Below are 22091 nucleotides of genomic sequence, written 5' to 3'. Positions count from 1 at the left end.
TTCCGGCCTCAGCGCGCCACATAGCTCAGGGTGGCGGTGTAGTCGACGGCTTCCACGCGGGTGCCGGCCACGTCCTGGGGATGGCGGTCGGTGTGGGCGGCGATCAGCACATAACGGCCGACGCCGCGGTCCGGCACGGTGAGCCAGCCATCGGCGTCGGTCTGCAAGCGCCGGCTCCAGCCCGCGGGATCGACCACGGTCACCGCGCGGCTGCCCGCCGGCTGGCCCTTGAAGACCAGGCGGAAACGGCTGGCCCCGGCCTGTTCGGGGACGAACTCGTAGTCGAGCACGGCGCGCGTGTCGCGCCGGCCCTCACGGGCATTGAAGACAGCCGCCTTGAGCACGCCGTCCTTGCCGCGCCAGGGCTTCCAGACCTGGTCGTTGATCAGGCGCAGGTCCGCATCCGCGGGCACGGAGGCCGCCAGCAAATGGTCCTCGCGGACCGCGAGCGGCAACGGTGCGGCGGCATCGGCCGCGAAGAGTCGAGTGCTGGCGCCCAGCTTGGCGACCTCGTCGCCGCGGTCGCGCTCGCCATCGACATCGCCGACGTAGACACGGGCCGTGCCGGGCGCGGCGCGCTCGATCCAGAGCTGGTGGGCCTGGGCGCTGCCGATCGCGGTGGCAGCCAGGGCAAGGGCGAAGAAGGCGCGGTGGGCCATCGATGGTTCTCCGTGGAAATGGAAAGGAAGGGAGGACGCTGCGCGTCGTTGACGGCAGCACGAGATACGTTGGAAGACACGGGCGCGCGGCGGACCGCGGCCGATCAGAAGCGGGCTTCCACGCCCAGCCGCAGCTGCCGCGGCGCGCCCCAGTAGCTGTTGCCCGTGGTGTTGTAGTAGCGCTTGTCGAATGCGTTGAACACGTTGAGCGTGGCGCTGAGCTGCGGCGTGAAGGGGTACTTCAGCATCAGGTCCACCACCGCATAGGCGGGCTGTTCGAAGCGCTGGTTGCGCGCGGGCCCGAGGTTGTCGGCGTAGATCCCGCTCTGCCAGCGCACCGCGCCGCCCACGGTCAGACCGTTGCCCACGCCGGCCATGCGCCAGCTGGTGGCGAGCTTGAAGTTGTTCTGCGCCACGTTGGTCAGCAGGCGCTGGCCATCGCGGTCGCGCGTCATGTTGCGCGAGAAGCCGGCCGACAGCTGCCAGCCCGGGCGCAGCTCGCCGCTGGCTTCCAGCTCGAAGCCGCGCGTGCGCGTGCCCGACACGGCCCGGTAGGCCTGCGAGCCGTCGGGCGCGAAGGTGTCCGGGATGGAGACGGCCAGGTTGTCCTGCTTGCTCTCGTAGACGGCCGCGCTCAGGTTCAGGCGGTCGTCGAGCACGCTGCCCTTGATGCCGAACTCACGGCTGACGCCGGTCTGCGGATCGATCTGGTCGCCCGTCGGCGTCTTGTAATCCTGCGGCTTGAAGATGTCGGTGTAGCTGGCGTAGGCCGTCCAGTCACGGGCGAAGTCCCAGGTGATGGCGGCATAGGGCGTGACCACGCCGCGCTCGCGACGGTCGGCGGTGGTGAGGCTGGCGCTGGTCCAGCTCTGGCTGCGTTGCTGGCGCCGCCAGTCGGTCACGCGGGCGCCGAGCAACACGGCCACGCCATCCAGTGGCTTGAAACGCACCGTGCCGTAGGCGCTGTTGAGACGCTCGTCCGAGTCGTCGGTGCCCACCTGCGGGTTGTAGGGTTCCAGTGGCGAGAGACCGTTCCACAGGTAGATGTTGGGGATCGACGGGTCCCAGCCGGCATGCCGCCAGTTGGTGTAGGCCGGCGCGAAGTAGGCGGTCCGCACGGCCGTCGCGCCGAACACCAGATCGTGCTGGCGCCCCAGCAGGTTGAAGCGACCGTTGACCTGCACGTCGGCGGCGTCCTGCCGCGGCGTGGCGGCCCAGCGCCCGGCCCACAGGCCCACGCCCGCGCCGGTCAGCCGGTCCGGATAGCCGTTGGACGCGTAGCCGATCACCTCGTCGTAGGCGTTGAAGCTGCGCGACACGGTGGCCTTGAGCGACCAGTCCGCCGAGAAGTGGTGCTCCACCCCGCCGAAGAGGCTGCTGTATTCGCGGTGCGACGACGCCCATTCGGGGGCGGCCGAGGCCGACACGTCCCACACGGCGCGGCTGCCGTCGCTGAAGTAGGCCGGCAGGCCGCCGCGGGCGTGCCCGGTCGCATCGAAGCGCTGCCACGACAGACCGGCGTGGAGCACGGTGTCGGGCCCGACATCGGCCTCGAGCACGCCATAGAACACGTCCTTCTTCTCGTGCAGCCGGTCGATGTACGACGCGTTGTCCTGCTTGGCGGCGACCAGGCGCCCGCGCAGCGTGCCGGCCGCATTGAGCGGGCCCGAGACGTCGAGCTCGCCGCGGCGGTGGGACCACGACCCCAGCTCGCCGCGCACGCTGGCCTGGAAAGTGGCGGTGGGCCGCTTGCGCACCAGGTTGATGGCCGCGCCCGGCGAGCCGATGCCGTTGAGCAGTCCGCTGGCGCCGCGCAGCACCTCCACGCGGTCGACCAGGGCGGTGTCGAAGGTCTGGAAGATGTCGGTGTAGTTGGAGTCCACCAGCCGCACGCCGTCCACCAGGTAGTTGTCGACCTGGAAGCCGCGCGCATAGATGGGCGAGCTGTCACTGCCGGCATTGCCGGCCTGCGCGAGCGTGAGGCCCGGCGTCTGCTGGACCACATCGGTGAGCTGTGTGAGGCCCTGGTCGTCCAGACGCTGGCGGGTGATGACGCTGATGGACTGCGGGGTCTCGCGCGGCGCGAGCGGCAGGCGGGTGGCCAGGCTGGTGCTGCGCGCGGTGTACGCGCCGGTGCCTTCAGTGGTGGCGCTGCCGTCCGCCTCGGCGCTGACCGTGATCGTGGCCAGCGTGGGCCCCGCGCCGGTCGCGGCTGGGCCGGCCTGGCCGGCAGGCGGTGCGGCAGGCGCCAGCACATAGCCGCCCGCGGCGGGCAGGGCTCGCAGGCCGGTGCCGCGCAGCAGCAGGGCAAAGCCTTGCTCCACGCCGTGGCGGCCGCGCAGCCCATCGCTGCGCAGGCCCGCCACGCGGGACGCATCCACCGACAGGCCGACGCCGGCCTGCTGCGCGAATCGCACCAGTGCCTGGTCGAGCGGGCCGGCCGGGATGTCGAACGGCGCCACCGCGGTGGACGGGGCGGGCTGCGCCCAGGCAGCGGCGGGCAGCCCCACGAGGCAGGCCAGGGCCAGGGCGGCGGCCACGGCGGTGGGGCGAAGGGCGGCGGGATGCGCGACGGTCATGATGGGCGGGAGGTCTGGGCGTAAAGAAGCGGTGTTCACTTCCCTTGACGGCCCGGCCCGCACATCCGGAACCGCCTTCGCCAAAAAAATGCCCCGGTACCCGGGCGGGGCCGGAGCCGGGACCTCAGTCGGCCGTGCCCACCTGCACCCACCACGCCGTCACGCGGCGCACCTTCAGTTGCGGGAAGCTCGCCTGCAGCAGCGCGAGCGCGCGGTCGGTGTCGTCCAGCGGCAGTACCGCACTGACGCGCAGCGCCGACAGCGCCGGCGCGTCGTAGCCCAGCCGCCCGACCCGGTGGCGGCCGAGTTCCTCCAGGACCTGCGTCAGCGGCATGTCCACCACGGCCCATTCGTGTCGCGACCACGCGCGCGCCAGCGCGGCCGGCTCGATGCCGGGCAGCCGCTCGACGGCGTCAGGCCGGATGCGCACCTGTTCGCCCGCATGGACACGGACCGCCTCTTCCAGCGGCCGGGCAAACGCCTGGCCGGGCCGCACGGCGGTGACCGACTCGATCATGGCCAGCCGGGTCGCCTCCGCCTCGCGGCGCACCACGAAACGGGTGCCCAGGGCGCGGATCTCGCCGTCGCGGGTGCGGACCTCGAAGGGCCGTGAGGCGTCGGGGGCCACGTCGACCAGCACATCGCCCCGCAGCAGCCGCACCTCGCGACGGCCGCGGTCGAAGTGCAGGTCGACGGCACTGCCGCCGGCCAGGGTGAGCTGGCTGCCGTCGGGCAGGCGCTGCGTGCGCCATTCGCCGGGCGCCGTGCGCAGGTCGGCCGCAAGGCTTTGGGGCCACTCGCTGCGCCACAGCGGCGCTGCCACCAGCGCGGCCAGGAGCACGCCCATGACGCCGGCGGCCAGCGCGCGGCGCCGGCGTGGGCCGCGGCCGGCCGCCGCCTCGCCGGCACGCAGCGCCGCCCGCGCGCCGGCCGCATGGCCGTGACGCAGCGACTGCATGCCGCCCAGCAGGCGCTCCATGGGCGCGGCCGCCGCAGCGTGCCGGGGATCGGCGGCCTTCCAGGCCTCGAAGGCAATGCGGGCCCGCTCGCGCTCGTGCGGGTCGGTGGCCGTCAGCGCCACCAGCCAGTCGGCGGCCTGCTCCTGCGCGCTGCCGTCGGCGGGCCGGGCCCTCATGCGGCTTCGACGGCCACCTGCACGAGCACCTGGGCCAGGTACTTGCGCACCATGCGGTCGGACACGCCCAACTGCGCGGCCACCGCCTCGTGCGTCAGGCCGTCCAGGTGGTGCAGCAGAAAGGCCGCGCGTGCCCGCGGCGCCACCGCGTCGAGCACCCGGGCCAGCGTCTGCAGGGTGCGCAGGGCGTCGAGCGCCTCCTCCGGCGAGGGATAGGCCTGGTCCTGGTCGGCGAGTGCCTGCATCTCGGCCAGCCAGGCACGTTCGATGGCGTCGTGCCGCGCCCGGTCCACCAGCAGCCGCTGGGCCGTCGTGCGCAGGTAGGCGCGGGGTTCACGCAGCAGCGGCAGCGCGGCGCGCGCGCCCAGCAGGCGCATGAAGGTGTCGTGCGCCACGTCGGCCGCGTGCTCCGAACAGCCCAGCCGGCGCAGCAGCCAGCTGCGCAGCCAGAGGTGATGGTCGCGGTAGAGCAGGCCGATGTCCTGCGCCGGTTGGGCGGACACCGCCGCCATGGAAGCCGTGGACATCGTGTCCCTCGCACCCTCGTCGTTCTACACCTCTCAAATGATAATTGTTTTTATTTGGAGGGACGAGGAAGGGCACGCTCCGCCGCGGGGATCAGGGGGACGGCGCGTCGTACGCCGCCAGGGCCGCCGGCAGCGATGCAATGACGGTGGCGCCCGCGGCCGGCAGCCCGACCAGCACGGCGCTGGCCACTTCCTGCCGCGTGGCACCCAGGTCGCGGGCGGCCTGCGCATGGAAGGGCACGCCCGCCGTGTTGCCGGTGGCGGCCAGCACCGCGAGGTAGCTCAGTGCCTGTGTCTTGGCGTCGAGGCTGCTGGCGGCACCCAGCGCCTGGGCGGCTTCCGACCAGGCCGCGGCATGGGCCGGCGCTTCCTTCATGAACAGGGCGAAGGCTGTCGAAACACTCATGGTCGGCTCCTTGCCGGTGTCGCCCCGGAGCGAGGCGGTGCGATTGTCCGGCGCCGATGCCGGCGCGCGCCTGATGCCGCGCAGACGCAGACGCGCCCTACCCCGCCTTCAGGAACAGTTCCGCGCACACGCCCCGCAGCCAGCGGTTGCCCGCGTCCTGGTGGAAGCGCGCATGCCAGTGCTGCCGCACCGGGAAGGCAGGGATGGGCACCGGGCAGGGCAGGACACGCAGGCCACCCAGGACCGCGAGCGTCTCGCCGATGTGCCGCGGCAGGGTGGCGATCAGGTCGGTGGTCGAAAGGATGGCCGGCAGCCCCAGGAAGCCCGGGATGCTCAGCACCACGCGCCGCTCGATCTGCAGTCGCCGCACCGTGGCGTCGAGCAGCGCGGCGCCGGTGCCCTGCACGATGCCGGCGTGCGCCTCGCGGCGGTAGTCCTCGAGCCCGAAAGCGGCCGGGCGGATCCGGGGGTGGTCGGGATGGACCAGGCAGACCCAGTCCTGGTCGTAGAGCGTCTGCTGGTAGAAGCCCGCATCCAGCGCCGGGATGAAGCCCAGCGCCAGGTCCGCGGCGCCCGACTCCAGCTCGGCCGCCATGCCCCCGTGGATGGCCGCGGCCTCCAGCGCGATGCCCGGCGCCAGCGCCCGCACATGCGAGAACAGCCGCGGCAGCAGCGTGATGTGGCTGGCGTCGGTCATGAAGATGCGAAAGCGCCGCTGCATGGTGGCCGGGTCGAAGGCCGCGGGCACCTCGGCAATGCTGCGCAGGCCGGCCAGCACGCTGCGCACGGGGCCGATCAGCGCCTCGGTGCGGGGCGTGGGCAGCATGCCCTGGGCCGTGCGCACGAAGAGCGGATCCCCCAGCTGCTCGCGCAGGCGCGCCAGCCACAGGCTCACGGTGGGCTGGCTCTGCCCCAGCTGGTCGGCCGCCCGGGTGACGCTGCCGGTGGCGTAGAGCAGGTCGATCAACTGCAGCTGCCGGCCGTCCAGCAGTTGAAGCTCGCTCATCGGCACCTCCATGTGAAAACGACATGGAGTGTATTTGGCCCATGCGATTTACTGAATGGAAGTCGCGCCGAAGAATGCCGGCCAGCTACAGGAGACTTCCTTTTGAAGATCGCAGTTCTCGGCGCCGGCGCACTCGGCTGCGCCATCGGCGGCACGCTGGCCACGGCCGGCAACGACGTGGTGCTCATCAACCGCAACGCGGCCCATGTCGATGCCATTCGCACCCACGGCTTGCGGCTGCGCGGGCCGGAGGGCGAACGCCGCGTCGCCGTGCAGGCCGAGACGGACTGCCGCGCACTCGGCCCGGTCGACCTGGTGATCGTGCTGGTCAAGTCCTTCCACACGCAGGCCGCCATCGCCGCCGCGACGCCGCTCGTCGGGCCGCAGACGCTGGTGCTGTCGCTGCAGAACGGCCTGGGCCACGAGGACATCCTGGCCGAGGCCGTGGGCCGCGAGCGCGTGATCGCCGGCAAGACCTACGTGGGCGGCGTCATGCTGGCGCCCGGCCATGTGCAGGCCGGCGTGGCGGGCAAGGAAACGCTGATCGGCGAACTGGACGGCAGCGACAGCCCGCGCGTGCGCCGCATCGCCGACACCTTCGATGCCGCCGGCCTGCGCACCACGGTCAGCACCACGATCATGGGGACGATCTGGGACAAGCTGCTCATCAACGTCGCCACCGGCGCCGTGAGCGGCATCACCGGCCTGGGCTACGGCCCGCTCTACGCCATCCCCGAGATCGAGGCGACCGCCCTGGCTGCGGTGCAGGAGGCCATGGACGTGGCCCGCGCCAGCGCGGTGGCGCTGTCGTACACCGACCCCAGGGCCGCCTGGACCAAGGCCGCCGCCGGCCTGCCCCCGGACTTCAAGACCTCGATGCTGCAGAGCCTGGAGAAGGGCTCCATCACCGAGATCGACTTCATCAACGGTGCCGTGGTCCGCTGGGGCCAGCGCTGCGGTGTGCCCACGCCGGTCAATGCCACGCTGGTGGCCTGCATCAAGGGCATCGAGCATGCCCGCCACTGCCGCTGACCCTGCCCGGCCGCCCTCATTCCACGGAGACACGACATGCCCCCCTTCACCCCGTCCACCACCGCCTATGTCGAGCACGTCGCCATCCGCGTGCGCGACATCCACTGGCACATCCGCTTCTTCTACGAGGTGCTGGGCATGGACGTGCGCGAGATCGACGGCCCCACCGACGACCCGCGCCAGTACTGGACGCTCGGCGGGATGCAGCTGATGGCCACGCCCGGCTTCGAAGCCCCGCCCAGCAACGACGCCGGCTGGCTGGCCCATCTGGGCGTGATGGTCGACGACCTGGAAGCCGCGCTGGCCGCCGCCGAACCCTGGAACGTGAAGCCGCTGCCGCAGGGCCGCAACTGGCTGCAGCTGCCCGACGGCCTGGCGGTCGAGCTGATCCAGGCGGCGCCCGGCAGCGTTGCCCAGGCCCTGGCCGTGAAGCCGCGCGGCTGATCTTTTCGATTCCGGAGACGAATCCCCATGAAACTGACCCCACCCCCGCAGCACTTCTCGACGCCCGAGAAATACTGGGACGACGCCCGCGAAGGCGACACCTGCACCAGCCCCGAGTACGAGGTGACCGAGGCGCGCATCAACGCCTATGCCGAGCTGACCGGCGACTACACGCCGGTGCACATCGACGAGGACTATGCCAAGACCACGCCCTTCGGCACCCGCGTGGCGCACGGGCTGTTCGGTCTTTCCGTCGCCGACGGCCTGAAGACGCGCAGCGAATACCGCTTCCTGCCCGGCATGTCGCTGGGCTGGACCTGGGACTTCCTGCTGCCCATCAAGATCAACGACCGGCTGCACGTGCGCTTCACCGTCACCGGCCTGCGCGCATCGAAGAGCCGGCCCGGCTGGGGCATCGTCATCCAGCCCTCTGAGCTCGTCAACCAGCACGGCGAGGTCGTGCAGAAGGGCGAGCACCGCCTGATGATTCCGCGGAGGCCGGCATGAGCGTGGCTCCCGAGAACACGCAGCCGCTGCCGCTGGCCGGCATTCGCGTCATCGACTACTCGCACTTCCTGGCCGGCCCCTACGTGGGCCGCTGCCTGGCGGGCCTGGGCGCCGAGGTCATCAAGGTGGAGCGTCCCGGCAGCGGCGACGCCGGCCGCCACCATGCCTGGTTCGTGGGTGAGGACGATGCCTACTCCGGCTACTTCCTGCAGCTCAACATGGGCAAGCAGGGCCTGTCCGTCAATACCAAGGACCCGCGCGGCAAGGCGCTGATGCACAAGCTGGTGGACAGCGCCGACGTGTTCATCGAGAACTACCGCCCCGGCGCGCTCGACAAGCTGGGCCTGGGCTATGCCGAGCTGAGCGCGCGCAACCCGGGCCTGGTGTATTGCTCCATCTCGGCCTACGGCCACACCGGCCCCGACGCGCACCGCGCCGGCTTCGGCCTGATCGCCGAGGCCAAGAGCGGCATCATGCAGATGGTGGGCACGCCGGGCGAGCCGCCGCCGCTGCTGCGCATCTCGCTGGGCGACATGTACACCGGCATCCACGCGGTGGCGGCCATCAACGCCGCGCTGCTGGGCCGCACCCACACGGGCCGTGGCCAGCACATCGACATGGCGCTGTACGACACGCTGGTCTCCATGCATGAATACGCGGTGCAGTGCTACACCCTGTCGGGCGGCAAGGTGCTGCCGGAGCAGACCGGGCACGACATGCCCACCTCCACGCTCTACGGCGTGTTCCGCGCGGCCGATGGCGACCTGGTGATCGCCGCGCAGGTGGACGATGCCTGGAAGCGTTTCGCGGCGCTGGTGGAGGCCCACGGCGGCCCGACCGGCTTCGGTGCCGATGCCCGCTTCCATACCTCGACCGGCCGCAACGCGAACCGGCTGGAGATCCTGGCCGTGGTCAAGCCCTGGGTGGCCTCGCGCCGGGTGGCCGACGTGCTGGCGCTGCTGGACGGCATCGACGTGCCCTGTGCCAAGGTGCAGCGCATCGACGAGGTGCTGGCCGATCCGCAGATCCAGGCCCGCGGCATGGTGGTGGAGCAGGAGCATCCGGTGCTCGGCAAGATCCGTCTGCCCAACCTGCCCTTCAAGTTCTCGGACTGCGACACCACCATTCGCCAGGTCGCGCCCGACCTGGGTCAGCACAACGCGGAGATCGCCGCGGCACTCGGCTACAGCACCGACGAGATCGCCCAGATGCAGGCCGACGGCGTGCTCTACACCAAGGAGATGAAGTGATGAGTGATCAATACGCCGTCATCGGCAACCCCATCGGCCATACCAAGTCGCCGCTGATCCACGGCATGTTCGCCGCGGCCACGGGCCAGGACCTGGTCTACACGGCCATCGAAGGCCGCCTCGGCCAGTTCGCCGAGGATGCCCAGGCCTTCCGCGCCGCCGGTGGCCACGGCATGAACGTCACGGCGCCCCTCAAGCTCGACGCGTTCGCCTTCGCCACCGAGCGTTCGCCGCGCGCCAGCCTGGCGGGCGCGGTCAACGCGCTGAAGTTCGAGGGCGAGCGCGTGCTGGCCGAGAACTTCGACGGCGTGGGGCTGACGCGCGACGTCGTGGAGAACCTGGGCTGCGCCATGCGCGGGAAGCGCGTGCTCATCCTGGGCGCGGGCGGCGCCACGCGCGGCGCGCTGCTGCCCTTCCTGGAGCAGGACCCGGCCGAGCTGGTGATCGCGAACCGCACGGTCGAGAAGGCCACCGCCCTCGCCGCCGAATTGCGCAGCCACGGCCCGGTGCGCGGTTGCGGCTACCAGGACCTGGACGGCCACCGCTTCGACCTCGTTTTCAACGCCACCTCGGCCAGCCTGCGCGGCGAGTTGCCGCCCGTGCCGGCCACGGTGTTCACCGCCGACGGCCTGGCCTACGAACTCGCCTACGGCAAGGGCCTGACGCCCTTCCTGCGCATGGCGCAGCAGACGGGCGTCAAGCGGCTGGCCGATGGCGTGGGCATGCTGGTCGAGCAGGCCGCCGAGGCCTTCGACTGGTGGCGCGGCGTGCGGCCCGACACGGCGGCCGTCATCGCCAAGCTGACCGTGCCGCTGACGTGAGCGCGCAGGAGACACGGCGATGAAATTCCTCATGCTGCATGGCATCAACCACAACATGTTCGGCAAGCGCGATCCCAAGCAGTACGGCACGACGACGCTGGCGCAGATCGACGGCGAACTGCAGATGCTGGCGGGCGAACTGGGGGTGGCGGTCGAGTCCTTCCAGACCAACTACGAAGGCGCGATGGTCGAGCGCATCCACCAGGCCTACTTCGACGGCGCGGACGGCGTGATGCTCAACGCCGGTGCCTGGACGCACTACAGCTACGGCATCCGCGACGCGCTGGCCATCCTGACCTGCCCCATCGTGGAGCTGCACATGTCCAACATCCATGCGCGCGAGGCCTTCCGGCACCATTCCGTCTTCGCGGACATCGTGCAGGGGCAGATCGCGGGCTTCGGGGTGGACAGCTACCGGCTGGCGCTGCGCACGGCCGTCACGCACGCGCGGGCGCGGGCCGCCGCCTGACGGGCAGCCGCGCCGGCCGGCACTCAGGCGCGCGCGGCGCGTAGGTCTTGCAGCCGCTGCTCGGCCTGCTGGCGCAGGTCGGCATACACGCTGCGGCCGTGGGCATCGATGGCCACGGTGGCCGGGCCCAGGTCCTCGACCTCCAGCGTCAGCAGGCGGAACTGGGCGATGTAGTCGGTCCAGTGCACGGCGACGACCCGACGGATGGCCTGCGACAGCAGCGTGCAGCCGCCGCCCAGGAAGGACAGGTAGACGCAGCCCTGGCGCTGCAGCGCCTGCACGCTGGCCGCATCCAGCCCGCCCTTGCCGCCCACCAGCCGCAGGCCGGCACCTTCGATGAGGGCCGGCATGTAGGGGCTGTAGCGGGTGCTGGTGGTCGGGTTGAGGTACAGCGCCTCGTGGCCCTGCCCGTCCGCCCGCTCGCGGTTGAAGCAGCTCAGGTGGAAGAAGGCGCCGCCGCGCAGGTCCACCGGCAGCGGCTCGCCGCGCGCCAGGTGGTCCACCATGCGCTGGTGCGTGGGCAGGCCGATGGACATGGTGACCTGGCCGCTGACGGTGACCAGGTCGCCCACCGCCAGGGCCTCGGCCTCGGCGCGCTCGAGGGGCAGTCGCAGCGCCTTCATTCGATGCGCTCCACGCGGCCGTCCGCATGCAGGCGCGCACGCGTGCGGCGGTTGATCCAGCAGTTCAGGCTCACGGCCACCGGCACGAAGCCGTGCGAGGCCGCGTAGTTGATGTGCACCGCCATGGCCGTGGTGTCGCCGCCCGTGCCCATGGGGCCGAAGCCCAGGCGGTTGATGGCGGCGAGCAGGCGGCCTTCCATGGCGGCCAGCGTGGGCTCCGGATTGGTCTGGCCGAAGGGGCGCAGCACCGCCTCCTTGGCGATGCGGGCCGCATGGTCGAAGGTGCCGCCGATGCCCACGCCCACGACGATGGGCGGGCAGGGCTGCGAGCCGGCGCGCACCACCGTGTCGAGCACGTAGTTCTCGATGGTCTCCAGCGAGGGGTAGACGAAGGTGTCCAGCGCCTCCCACCGGCCGGTGCCCATGGCCTTGGGCGCGCAGGTGATGTCCACGTAGTCGGCCTCGTCCAGCAGGTCGAAGGTGACGATGGGCATGTCCTTGCCCGCATGGCTGCGCTCGTGCGTGAGCGGGTTGGTCACCATCTTGAGGATGGGCGGATCGCTGCGCGCGGCCATGCGCGCAAAGCCTTCCACGATGGCTTGCCGCACCGGCCCCTCGAAGCGCACGCGGGTGCCGATCTTGATGCTGTAGGTGGGAATGCCCACATCCGAGCACACCAGGCCACCGGTGCGCTCCGCCGCCTCGGCGGACTTGAGCATGATGGTGAGCGTCTTGCGGCCGGTGTCGTTGCCCTCGCGCGGCACGGCCTCGCGCAGGGCCGCCTGGGTGTCGTTGGGCACCTTCTTGAGGGACCATTCGTAGAGGTCGGCCACGACCTGGGCCACCTGCTCGCTGGTGATGGGCATGTCCGCCTCCTTCTTTCAGGCGGCGACGCCGCTGCTCTGCGCGCGCAGCTTGGCCAGCCCGTGGATAGTGGCCAGGGCCGGCAGCGGCATCGCCACCGCGGCGGCGCATTCCAGCACCGCGCCGAGGATGGCGCCGATCTCCACCGGCCGGCCGGCCTCGAAGTCCTGCAGCATCGAGGTCTTGATGTGGCCCAGCGCCCGCGCCTGCGCGATGCGCCGCGCCGGCTCGATGTCCAGCGCCAGGCCGATGCGCCCGCCGATGCCCAGCAACTCGTCCATCATCCGCACGAACAGGGCGTGCAGTTCGGGCGTGTCGATCATGTCGTCGGTATGCGCACCGGCGAGCAGGCTCACCGGGTTGAAGCAGGCATTGCCCAGCAGCTTGAGCCAGATGTCGCGGCGGATGTCTCCGCTCACCTGGGCGTCGAGGCCAGCGCCCTTGAGCCGCTGCGCCAACAGCTGCACACGCGTGCTGTCGCCGCCGGCTGGCTCGCCCAGCAGCAGCCGGCCGCCGCTGTCGTGCTGCACCACGCCGGGCGCGGGGCAATGGCAGGCCGCGAAGACGCTCAGGCCCAGCAACTGGGGCAGCGGCAGCGCGGCTTCGATGCGCGCGTCAGGGTCGACGCTGCGCAGCCGCAGGCCCGCACAGCTGCGGCCGCCGGCCAGGAAGTACCACCAGGGCAGTCCGTTGGCAGCGCTCAACACCAGCGTGCCGGGATGCAGCAAGGGCGCGAGCCGCGGTGCGAGGGCCGGCAGCGCGGGCGCCTTGACGGTCAGCAGCACGATGTCCTGCGGGCCCAGGGCCTCGGGCGCCTCGGCCGCGCGCACCGGCACGACATGGCGCTCGCCCTGACTGCGCAGTTCCAGGCCCTGTCGCTGCAGGACCTGCAGCGTGGCGCCGCGCGCCAGCACACTGACCTTTTCGCCAGCCAGCGCCAGCCGCGCGGCCAGCCAGCCGCCGATGGCACCGGCGCCGACCACGCAGATGCGCGGGGCCGCCGGCTCCTGCGCTTCGTCCGCCACAGGCCTGCTCATCACGCCGTGGGCAGCGGATAGTCGTGCTCGTTGGCCACCTTGCCCGGCTTGCCGGCGAAGTCCATGCGCGGCGGGGCGAAGATGTCCAGCAGCCAGGCGCCGCCGTCGTTGGTGTTGCGGCTGGTGTGAATCACCTTGGGCGGGATCACCGTGAGCGAGGGGCTGCCGACGCGGATGGCCTCGTCCTCGCGCCAGTCGTTCATGTCGGCCGTCCAGGGATAGCGCATGTGGTGCACCCAGTCGCCACGGATCGCCAGCGAGCCCTGCTCGAAGTCCGCATGCGAATGGGGGCTCAGCTTGCGCACGTCGCGGGCCACCATGCGCGGCGTCATCACGTTCACCATCAGGTTGGTGCTGCGGAAGATGCGCATGTTGCTGTCGGCCTGCGTGTGCTGCGCCAGCGGATAGTGCCGCAGCCGGAAGCCGTCCGCCGGCGTGGGCCAGGGCACGAGCGGCGCCACCTCGGGCGTGGGCTGGGCATAGTCGGCCGCGTTGCCGGCCAGCGCCAGCAGGTCGGCCGCCCGGTGGGAGAAGACACGGACCACCTGCCCGGTGGCCTTCATCACCACCCGGCTGTCGCCGGGCGGCACGATGGTCACGGACTCGGCGCCGGCCTCGATGCTGGCGTCGCCCGCGTGGATGGTGGCGCCGGCATCGGGCAGGAAGACGAAGTATTCGTCGGGCTGATCGCGGCGCGCCAGCGTCGCACCGGCCTGGACCTCACTCACGGCCACGATGAAGTTGGCGCCGCGGCCCACCCAGGTGCGGGCGCCGTCGGCCTCGTGCGCGGGCGGCTCGTCATGGTGGCGGGCGACGGAGGCGGGTCGGATCGTGGAAGTGCTCATGCAGTCACCTTCGAAGAGGAGGAAGAAGCCGGCGCGGCGGGCCGGGCGATGGCCTGCGCCGCCTGGCGCAGCAGCCCCTGGTCGGAGCCATGGATGAACCAGCGCACGCCGAGGGCGCGGTAGCGCTCGCGCTCGGCCTGGCTGCCGACGAACATGCCGACCAGCTTGCCGGCGGCCAGACCGTCGCGGATGACCTGCTCGGTGGCCTCGGCCACCTCCGGCGCCTGGGCGCTGTCCAGGCCCATCGACAGCGCCAGGTCGGCGCGCCCGATGAAGAGCCCGGCCACGCCGTCGACGGCGGCGATGGCCGCGGCATTGCGCACCGCCTCCACGCTCTCGATCTGGGCCAGCACCACGCTGCGGTCGCCCTGCCAGATGGCCTCCTTCATGCCCAGGGCGCCATAGCCGGCAGCGCGCGGCGAGCTGGAATAGCCGCGGTCGCCGCCCACGTAGCGGCAATGGGCGACCACCTCGCGCGCGTCGGCGGCCGTGTCCACATGCGGCACCAGCACGCCGGCCGCGCCCATGTCCAGCACCGAGAGCAGGCCGGCGGCCGTGCGCTCCAGCACGCGCACGAACAGCGGCAGCCCGCAGCTTCGGCCCGCCATGAGCGCGAGGTCCAGCGCCGCGCGGTCGAAGGGCGCATGCTCGGCATCGAGCACCGCGAAGTCCAGGCCGGTGCCGCCCAGAATCTCCACGCACTGCGGCGAGGTGGTCTTGACGAAGGTGCCGACATGCCAGTCATCACCGGTGGGAAGCAGTGGGCGCGTCATGGGGTGTCTCCGGCAGGTTCGCCCGGCGGCCGCTGCAGCGCCGGGCGGTGGAAGGTCTGGCCCAGCGCCGCGTAGTACGGGCCGCCGAGCCGCGCGATGGGGCGCAGGCGCTGGCTGTCGACATTGCGCCCGTCGTAGACCGTGCGCGACAGGTGGAAACTCAGCACCTCGCCGATGTAGAGCGTGTTGAGCCCGCGGCCCAACGTGACGAACTGGTCCAGCCGGCATTCCATGTGGATGGGCGAGGCGGCGATGCGCGGCACCGGCGTGTGCACGCCGGGCAGCAGCGCGATGCCCAGGGCCTCGGGCTCGCCGACCTCGGGCGGATAGTCGGCGCCGCACTGGTGCAGTGTCTCCATCACCTCCTCGGTGGCCACGTTGACGCAGAAGAAGCCGCTGTCGCGGATGTTGCGGGCCGTGTCCTTCAGCGTGCCTTGGCGCGTGCCGATGTTGACGGCGACCATCGGCGGGCTGTGGGCCACGTAGTTGTAGGAGCTGAAGGGCGCGGCATTGACGCGCCCGTCGCGGTCCACCGTGGTGATCCAGGCCACCGGCCGCGGCACCACGATGCCGCAGATCAGGCGGTAGGCGGTGGCCGTGTCCAGGCCGCCGGCAGCGACTTCCTCGTGGTCGTTCACGCGTGCGCCCTGACGCCGCCCTTGGCGAACACGCGGCGGCCGGTGTCGTGCCACACGGCCCGCTGCTCGGCCGGCGTGAGCAGGTCCGACGCGTCGATCATGCGCTGGACCATGTCCTGGTAGGTGCCCGACGAGGTGCCGATGTCCGAGCCCCACATCACCCGCTCGGCGCCGAACAGGTCCACCGCGCGCCGCAGCACCCGGTTGGCGGGAAAGCCTTCCTCGCGGCAGTGATCGAGGTTGATGGAGGTGAACTTGAAGGAGATGCGCTCGCAGGCGGCCAGCTGCTCCCAGCGCGCGTCCATGCCGAAATGCGGGCCGTCGTGCAGCTCGGGCTCCAGCAGGTGGTCCAGCACGATGCGTACGTTGCGGTAGCGCTCGGCCAGCGCCAGCAGCGCGGGCACGGCCGGGCCGCCGCCGCCCTGGGCCAGCACTTCCAGGTCCATGACGATGCCGGCCTCGTCCACGGCCTCCCAGCTCTTGAGCGCGTTGGGTGAATCGAGCCAGGGCATGCTGCCGTCCGGCTTGCGGCCACCGAAGAGGCGCAGGCCCACCAGGTCGTGCTCGCGAACATAGCGGCGCACCAGGTCCGGCGTGCCCGGGTCCTCGGCATCGAGGATCACCACGGCGGAGAAGATCTCGGGATGCGCGTCCGACGAGTCCAGGATGTAGCTGTTGTCGTAGCGGTAGACCATGCGCTTCTGCACCGCGACGGCGCCGTCCACGTTCTCCTCCTTCATCCACACACGCATGCGCGAGACGTCGGGCACCTCGTTGATGGGGTTCGGGCCGTGGTGGCCGCCGGGGCGGCCGATCACGCCCGGCGGTCGGTAGGGCGCATCGGCGGCGCGTTGCATGGGGTTGCGCGGATAGCGCTGCTGGTCGTCGGCCACCAGGTGGGCATGCGCATCGAACAGCAGGGGGCGGGTGTCGCTCATGGGTCAGTCCAGGGTGATGTTGGTGGCTTCGATGACCTTCTTCCACTTGGCGCTGTCGCTGGCCATCAGCTGCACCAGCTGCTGCGGGCTGCCGCCGATGGGCGCGGCGCCGTACTGCTCCAGCCGGGCGCGCGCCTCGGGCGTGGCGATCACGGCATTGATCTCGGCGTTCAGGCGCGCCACCACGGCCTCGGGCAGCCCCTTGGGTCCCACGATGGCCATCCAGACGGTCGCCTCGACGGGAATGCCCTGCTCGATGGCCGTGGGCACCTGCGGCAGGCCCGCGAAGCGCTGGCGCGAGGTGACAGCCAGGCCCTTGAGCTTGCCGGCCTGGATCTGCGGCACCAGCGAGGTGATGGGCATGGACACCGCATCGACGTTGCCGCCCACGGTGTCGGTGATGGCCGGCGTGTCGCCCTTGTAGGGCACGCCCAGCGCCTCGACCTTCGCCTGGCTCTTGAGCAGCTCCGCCGTGAGGTGGCCGATGGTGCCGTTGCCCGGGTTGGCGATGCTCACCTTGCCGGGCTGGTTGCGGGCCCGCTCCAGCAGCGCGGCCAGCGAATCGACCTTGAGTGCGGGGCTCGCCGCAATGCCCATCGGGATCTCGCCAATGGCGATCACCGGCGTCAGGTCCTTCTGCGGGTCGAAGCGCAGGTTCTTGTAGAGGTACTTGTTGTTGGCCAACGGGCCCGAGGTCGAGAGCGCGAGCGTGTAGCCATCGGGCGCGGCCTTGGCCACCATGTCGGTGCCCAGGTTGCCGCCGGCACCGGCGCGGTTGTCGACCACCACCGGCTGGCCCAGCTTCTCCGACAGGCGCTGGCCGATGAGCCGGGCCAGCGCGTCGGTGCTGCCGCCGGCCGGGAAGGGAACGATCAGGGTGATCGGCTTGGCAGGCCAGTCCGCAGCCAGGGCCGGCAGCGCGGTGGCGCAGGCCAGCAGCGCCATGGCAAGGCGTCGTTTCATCATGCGTGTCTCCGTTGGAATGCCGCGATCATGCGCAGCCCTGCCCCGCCGACCAAGCGGCCATTGCGGACTTTCCGTGACGCGGAAAGTCAGCGCCGCGAGGGTGCCAGCGCTTCCAGCGCCTGGGCGATGGCCGTCGCGGCCTGCTGCAGTGGCGGCACGAAGCGCTCCACGGCCTGCGCGGACGTGAGCGCGGAGGAGAACCACGTCAGCCCGATGGTGGCCACAACGCGCGGGCCCTCGAAGATCGGCACCGCCACGGTGGAGGACTCCGGCCGCACCCGCGGATCGCGCAGCGCGTAGCCGCGTGCGCGGGTCTCGTCGAGCATGGCGCGGATGGCCTCGGCGTCGCCCCCCTCGCGTTCTTCGGGATGCGGCGTGCGAGCGAGCAGCTCGATCAGGGCCTGCTGCTCCTGCGCATCGGCGAAGGCCAGGTAGGCCCGGCCCAGCGCCTGCGTGAGCAGGCTCAGGCGCATGTTGATCGTGGAATGGAAGAAGGACAGCGGCGACTGCGGAATGGTGCTGTAGCGCACCACCATTGCATCGCCGTCATGCACCGCCACCGAGACCGGCCATTTCAGCTCGGCCGTCAGCCCGTCGGCGATGGCCGAGGACGCCTCGACGATGCGCGGCTCACTGTGATAGCCGCTCGCGAGCGAGGCCACCTCGGCGGTGAGGTAGTAGGCGCCGTATTGCGGCGCATGGCGCACGAAGCCCGCGGCCTGCAGGGTCTGCAGCAGCCGCACGATGCTGGGCTTGGGAATGCCGGTCTGCCGGTGCAGCACGTCCAGCGTGGAGACAGGCTGGCGGTTGAGCGCCTGCAGCAACGCCAGGGCACGGACGACGACGTTGATGGGCGGGGCAGAGGGCATGGGGCGGGACGGCGGGCGATTCTAGGAAGGTCCTCCAAGAAGCGATCGCTCGCAGGCGCTGACCCTTGCGGCGCCACGCTGTCCCGGACAGTCGCCGCACCGCCTGCTTGCCGCCCGCGCCCGGGCGAGGCCACCCTATCGCGGCATGACCGATGCCACGAAGTTCGTCGGCTCCGGGATGTCCGCCAGGCCGGTATGCCGGGCCCGGATGGCGAGAACGCCCCGCAGACGATGCGGTTCCAGTGCCAGATCACGCTGGAGCCCGCCGTCGCTGGCAAGAAGATCGTCGAGCACGCAGGCCGCGGTCGCCGCGTCCAGCCCTTCGTGGCGCGCCATGAGCTCGCCGCAGGCCTTGGGCCGATGCGCGGGCACATGCAGCCAGTCCACGGCCTCGCGGTAGGCCTGCATGAAGGCCCGGGCCTGTGCGGCATGGGCGTCCAGCCAGCGCTGGCGGGCGGCCCCCACGGTGCCCATGTACGGGCCGATGAGCGGCCCCGCATGGGCCAGGATGCGCAAGCCCTGCGCGGCCGCCAGCCGCTCGTAGGGCGCGCGCAGCAGCGTGGCGTCGTGCGACCCGGCCAGCAGCTGCTGGTAGCGCGTGGCCGTGCCGCCGGCGCTCACGATGCGCACCCCTTGCTCGGACAGGCCCGCCTGCGCCAGCATGTCGCGCAGCACGAAGGCGAAGCCCGTGGTGAGCGCGTCCACCGACAGCGTGCAGCCGGCCAGGGCCTGCAGCGACGTGATTCCGGGCCGCGCCACCAGCGACAGGAAGCCGCCATCGCCGCCCATGAAGGCCCGCAGGTCCGGCCGCTCGGGCAGCTCGGCCTCGCCCTGGCCGAGCTGGTAGGCGGCGATGTTGTCGAAGCCGCACAGGCCGATGTCGGCCTCACCGTTCATCAGCGCCTGCACCAGGAAGCGGGAGTTCGGCGTGTAGGCCAGCGAGACGACGAGCCCGCGGCCGGCGAAAAGTCCACGCGACTGGCCGATCCAGATCGGCAGGTTGAAGGCGCCGTCGAAGGCCAGGAGGCGCAGTGGGTACGCGGTCATGCGCACCTCGTTGCACAAAGCGCGGCAGCGCGCCTCAGGCGTCGGCAGCGCCGGTGGACTGGCGCACCACCAGCTCCGGCTGGAACACGATCACGCGCGGGGGCCGCGGTGCCTCGGCTGCGGCGCGCGCCTCGATCTCCTCGATCATCAGGGTGCCGGCCTGCCGCCCCATCTCCAGATGCTGCATGCGCACGGTGGTCAGCGGCGGACTCACCAGGTCGGCCATCAGCATGTCGTTCTGGCCCACCACCGACAGGTGCTGCGGCACCAGCAGGCCCGCCTGGCGCGCGGCCTCGTAGGCACCCAGCGCCAGCAGGTCGTTGGCCGCGCACACAGCCGTGAAGGGCGGGCGCGCCTGCGGGCCGTGCCCGGCCAGCCGCTGCTGCATCGCCTTCAGGCCGGCATCGCGGCCCGTGCCATCGGCCACGGCCACGGCTTGGGGTTCGAGCCCATGACGAGCCAGGGCCGCCGTCGCAAAGCGCAGCCGTTCGACGCCCAGCGGCGTGTTCTGCGGCGTGGCCAGCAGCGCGATGCGCCGATGCCCCAGCGCATGCAGATGGTCGATGGCCAGGCTGGCGGCCCGTTCGCGGTCGCCATGCACGGCGCTGAAGCGTCCATCGGGATCGGCCCGCGAGGTAAGCACGGCGGGCAGGCCAGCCTTGGCCAGGGCAGCGAGCAACTCGTCGTCCAGCGTCGCCACCACCACGCCGTCCACCCGCTGCCACAGCAGCCGCTCGACCATCGCCTTGCCCGAAGGCACGGCATTCATGCTGACCACCAGGGGGAAGAAGCCGCGCGGGACGATGGCGGCTTCCACGCCCTGCATGATCTGGGCGGTGACGAGGTTGGTCATGTCGGGCACGAGCACGCCGATGACCATCGACCGGCCCTTGCGCAGCGAGGCGGCTGCGCGGTTGGGGCGCCAACCCAGCTCCTTGGCCGCAGCCTCCACCTTGGCCACGATGTCGCGGCTGATGAGGTGGCGCCGCTCGGGATCGAGGGCCCGCGACACCGTGGAGAGATGGACGCCCGCATGCTTGGCGACTTGCCGCAATGTGGCGGGCGCGGGGGGCGGCACTGTCATGGAGCGGCGGATCATACAAGGGGCATGGCGGGGTCCGGCCCCTCTGGAAGGGGGTTGGCGACAGCGAAGGCGAGTGCGTCCTGGACATGCATTTCTCCTGGTGCGGCACCGATCAGCCGCGCACGGGCCAGCGGGGCTGCGCGAGGCGTTCGAAGCCCGCCTCGTCCAGCAGTTGCGCGGCATCGGCCCGTGCCGCGGCCATCACGGCGTCGGCATCGGGCACCTGCGGAAAGTGACCGTCCTGCATCGCGATGCGGCCGTCGACCATCACCAGCGTGGCGTCGGCGCCCCGGCAGCCGCGCACGAAGGCGGTGAGCGGGTCCTCGATCATCTGCAGGTGGGCGCGGCTGCGATCGAAGAGCACGAGGTCCGCGCGCTTGCCGGGCTCCAGCGAGCCGATCTTGTGCGCCAACCCCAGCGCCCGTGCCGCACCCAGCGTCGCCATGGCGAGCGCCTGGCGCGGCGTGACGGCATCGCGGTCGCCGTAGCGCACGGCCTGCAGGAAGCAGCAGGCCTTGATCTGCTCGACCATGTCGACGCTGTAGTCGACGGCCGGGCCGTCGGTGCCGAGCGCGCAGCAGATGCCGGCCTCGTGCATGGCGCGCCACGGCCCCAGGCCACCGCCGCGGATGGACTCGGAGGTCGGCGTGTACACGACCGAGGCGCCGCGCCGGGCCACCTTGTGCAGGTCCTCGTCGCTGAAGTGGATGCCGTGCTTGAGGATCCAGCGATGGTCGAGCACCCCCAACTGCTCCAGGTATTCGACGTCGCTGCGGCCGGTCTGACGCCGGTACTTGGTGAAGCCCATGCGCATCGACAGCGTGCCGCCGGACATGTGAACCGCCACGCGCAGGTCGAGCGCCTGGGCCAGCGCATGGCCCGCGCGCACCAGGCTGTCGGAGCTGCGGCCCATCTCGGTATGGTGGGCATTGCATTCGACGGTCAGGGCCGTGCGGGTCATGCCGTGCGCGCCGCCGTCGAGCAACTCCACGAGGCGGCCGATCTGCCGGGTGGCCTCCGCTTCGTCCCAGGGATGCTCGGGCAGCTTGGGCGTGCGGCACTGGAAAGGGATGGCCAGCACCTGACGCAGTCCGGCCTGGGTCATGGCCTCGGCCGCGTCATGCGTGAGCTCGGGCCATGGAAAGGGCGACTGGTGGTTGAGCACGCAGGTGGTGCCGGTGCGCAGCATCTCCAGCGCGGCCAGCCGTGCCGAGTTGCGCACCGCCGGGCGGCGCATGGCGCGTCGGCTGTGGGCACTGAAGTCGCGGGCCCAGGGTTCGAGCAGCATCCCGTCCGCCAGACCCTTGAGCAGGTTCATGTGCAGGTGCTGATGCATGTTGATCAGCCCTGGCGTCAGGAATCTGCCGCAGGCGTCCACGATGCGCGTGCCTCCCGGCATGGCGGGCAGCGCTGCCATGGGACCGACGGCCGCGATGCGGCTGCCCTCCACCAGGACGAAACCCTGCGGGTGGATGTCACCGGCCTCGGCGCCGGTGATCACGCAGGCATTGGCGAAAAGGGTGCGCATCGCGGCTCCTTGGATCGGTGCGGGGTTCGGGCTCGCGGAGGGCG

Annotated in this window: 24 protein-coding genes; 6 read left to right on the top strand and 18 right to left on the bottom strand. The window is 71.4% G+C overall.

Annotation, left to right across the window (positions count from 1 at the left end; genetic code table 11):
• Positions 1-8: 8 nt before the first annotated feature.
• From KBC94_RS24135 to KBC94_RS24110, 6 genes are all read right to left on the bottom strand, one after another.
• Positions 9-659 (bottom strand): nickel uptake transporter family protein, encoded by a 651-nt coding sequence (locus KBC94_RS24135; protein WP_114804836.1) that lies wholly within the window; start codon positions 657-659, stop codon positions 9-11.
• A 104-nt stretch (positions 660-763) separates the two neighbouring features.
• Positions 764-3238 carry a TonB-dependent siderophore receptor gene (locus KBC94_RS24130; protein ID WP_294376326.1) on the bottom strand — a complete coding sequence of 825 codons (2475 nt, stop codon included), beginning with the start codon at positions 3236-3238 and terminating at the stop codon, positions 764-766.
• Positions 3239-3362: 124 nt separating this feature from the next.
• Positions 3363-4373 (bottom strand): FecR family protein, encoded by a 1011-nt coding sequence (locus KBC94_RS24125; RefSeq protein WP_294376323.1) that lies wholly within the window; start codon positions 4371-4373, stop codon positions 3363-3365.
• Positions 4370-4900: a sigma-70 family RNA polymerase sigma factor gene (locus tag KBC94_RS24120; protein ID WP_294376320.1), complete on the bottom strand. Its 531-nt coding sequence runs from the start codon at positions 4898-4900 to the stop codon at positions 4370-4372. The genes KBC94_RS24125 and KBC94_RS24120 overlap by 4 nt, the downstream gene beginning before the upstream one ends.
• 91 nt (positions 4901-4991) lie before the next feature.
• Entirely contained in the window at positions 4992-5306 is a 315-nt protein-coding gene (locus KBC94_RS24115; RefSeq protein WP_294376318.1) for a carboxymuconolactone decarboxylase family protein, read from the bottom strand.
• A 97-nt stretch (positions 5307-5403) separates the two neighbouring features.
• Positions 5404-6312, bottom strand: coding sequence for a LysR family transcriptional regulator (locus KBC94_RS24110; protein WP_294376316.1), 909 nt, complete (start codon positions 6310-6312; stop codon positions 5404-5406).
• 102 nt (positions 6313-6414) lie between these two features.
• On the opposite strand from KBC94_RS24110, the gene KBC94_RS24105 reads away from it, so the two are divergent.
• Genes KBC94_RS24105 through aroQ form a run of 6 tightly spaced genes read left to right on the top strand, consistent with a single transcriptional unit; the run spans position 6415 to position 10835 of the window.
• Positions 6415-7344 (top strand): ketopantoate reductase family protein, encoded by a 930-nt coding sequence (locus KBC94_RS24105; protein WP_294376309.1) that lies wholly within the window; start codon positions 6415-6417, stop codon positions 7342-7344.
• Between the two features lie 36 nt (positions 7345-7380).
• Complete coding sequence (locus KBC94_RS24100; protein WP_294376307.1) at positions 7381-7788, top strand: VOC family protein; 408 nt, start codon at positions 7381-7383, stop codon at positions 7786-7788.
• A gap of 27 nt (positions 7789-7815) precedes the next feature.
• Positions 7816-8295, top strand: a complete 480-nt coding sequence (locus tag KBC94_RS24095; RefSeq protein ID WP_294376304.1) for a MaoC family dehydratase — start codon at positions 7816-7818, stop codon at positions 8293-8295.
• Positions 8292-9545 carry a CoA transferase gene (locus KBC94_RS24090; RefSeq protein ID WP_294376299.1) on the top strand — a complete coding sequence of 418 codons (1254 nt, stop codon included), beginning with the start codon at positions 8292-8294 and terminating at the stop codon, positions 9543-9545. The genes KBC94_RS24095 and KBC94_RS24090 overlap by 4 nt, the downstream gene beginning before the upstream one ends.
• The gene (aroE, locus tag KBC94_RS24085; protein ID WP_294376298.1) at positions 9545-10366 is read left to right on the top strand and encodes a shikimate dehydrogenase; all 822 of its coding nucleotides are present in this window, start codon (positions 9545-9547) and stop codon (positions 10364-10366) included. Before KBC94_RS24090 ends, aroE begins: the two co-directional genes overlap by 1 nt.
• Positions 10367-10385: 19 nt before the next feature.
• Positions 10386-10835, top strand: a complete 450-nt coding sequence (gene aroQ / locus KBC94_RS24080; RefSeq protein ID WP_294376294.1) for a type II 3-dehydroquinate dehydratase — start codon at positions 10386-10388, stop codon at positions 10833-10835.
• Between the two features lie 23 nt (positions 10836-10858).
• Here aroQ and KBC94_RS24075 read toward each other — a convergent pair whose 3' ends face one another.
• From KBC94_RS24075 to KBC94_RS24020, 12 genes are all read right to left on the bottom strand, one after another.
• Positions 10859-11518 (bottom strand): fumarate hydratase C-terminal domain-containing protein, encoded by a 660-nt coding sequence (locus KBC94_RS24075; protein ID WP_294376468.1) that lies wholly within the window; start codon positions 11516-11518, stop codon positions 10859-10861.
• Complete coding sequence (locus KBC94_RS24070) at positions 11455-12324, bottom strand: fumarate hydratase (RefSeq protein ID WP_294376291.1); 870 nt, start codon at positions 12322-12324, stop codon at positions 11455-11457. Before KBC94_RS24070 ends, KBC94_RS24075 begins: the two co-directional genes overlap by 64 nt.
• Before the next feature lie 15 nt (positions 12325-12339).
• Positions 12340-13359: a 2-dehydropantoate 2-reductase gene (locus KBC94_RS24065; protein ID WP_294376286.1), complete on the bottom strand. Its 1020-nt coding sequence runs from the start codon at positions 13357-13359 to the stop codon at positions 12340-12342.
• Complete coding sequence (locus KBC94_RS24060; protein ID WP_294376283.1) at positions 13359-14204, bottom strand: hypothetical protein; 846 nt, start codon at positions 14202-14204, stop codon at positions 13359-13361. Before KBC94_RS24060 ends, KBC94_RS24065 begins: the two co-directional genes overlap by 1 nt.
• Positions 14201-14977, bottom strand: a complete 777-nt coding sequence (locus tag KBC94_RS24055) for an aldolase/citrate lyase family protein (protein ID WP_294376280.1) — start codon at positions 14975-14977, stop codon at positions 14201-14203. Before KBC94_RS24055 ends, KBC94_RS24060 begins: the two co-directional genes overlap by 4 nt.
• A complete protein-coding gene (locus KBC94_RS24050) occupies positions 14974-15615 on the bottom strand; it encodes a flavin reductase family protein (protein ID WP_294376278.1) in 642 nt (213 codons plus the stop codon). The genes KBC94_RS24055 and KBC94_RS24050 overlap by 4 nt, the downstream gene beginning before the upstream one ends.
• Complete coding sequence (locus tag KBC94_RS24045) at positions 15612-16553, bottom strand: amidohydrolase (protein ID WP_294376277.1); 942 nt, start codon at positions 16551-16553, stop codon at positions 15612-15614. The genes KBC94_RS24050 and KBC94_RS24045 overlap by 4 nt, the downstream gene beginning before the upstream one ends.
• Before the next feature lie 3 nt (positions 16554-16556).
• A complete protein-coding gene (locus KBC94_RS24040; RefSeq protein ID WP_294376275.1) occupies positions 16557-17516 on the bottom strand; it encodes a tripartite tricarboxylate transporter substrate binding protein in 960 nt (319 codons plus the stop codon).
• 89 nt (positions 17517-17605) lie between these two features.
• Positions 17606-18388: a DNA-binding transcriptional regulator gene (locus KBC94_RS24035; RefSeq protein ID WP_294376271.1), complete on the bottom strand. Its 783-nt coding sequence runs from the start codon at positions 18386-18388 to the stop codon at positions 17606-17608.
• A 135-nt stretch (positions 18389-18523) separates the two neighbouring features.
• Positions 18524-19435, bottom strand: a complete 912-nt coding sequence (locus tag KBC94_RS24030) for an ABC transporter substrate-binding protein (protein WP_294376269.1) — start codon at positions 19433-19435, stop codon at positions 18524-18526.
• Between the two features lie 34 nt (positions 19436-19469).
• Positions 19470-20519 (bottom strand): LacI family DNA-binding transcriptional regulator, encoded by a 1050-nt coding sequence (locus tag KBC94_RS24025; protein WP_294376266.1) that lies wholly within the window; start codon positions 20517-20519, stop codon positions 19470-19472.
• 112 nt (positions 20520-20631) lie between these two features.
• The gene (locus KBC94_RS24020; RefSeq protein WP_294376264.1) at positions 20632-22047 is read right to left on the bottom strand and encodes an amidohydrolase family protein; all 1416 of its coding nucleotides are present in this window, start codon (positions 22045-22047) and stop codon (positions 20632-20634) included.
• Positions 22048-22091: the final 44 nt, after the last annotated feature.

This window comes from Pseudacidovorax sp. (genome assembly GCF_017991995.1).
Taxonomy (GTDB): Bacteria; Pseudomonadota; Gammaproteobacteria; order Burkholderiales; family Burkholderiaceae_C; genus Xenophilus.
Note: the sequence above shows the minus strand (reverse complement) of the source record. Positions and strands in the feature narration are given on the sequence as shown.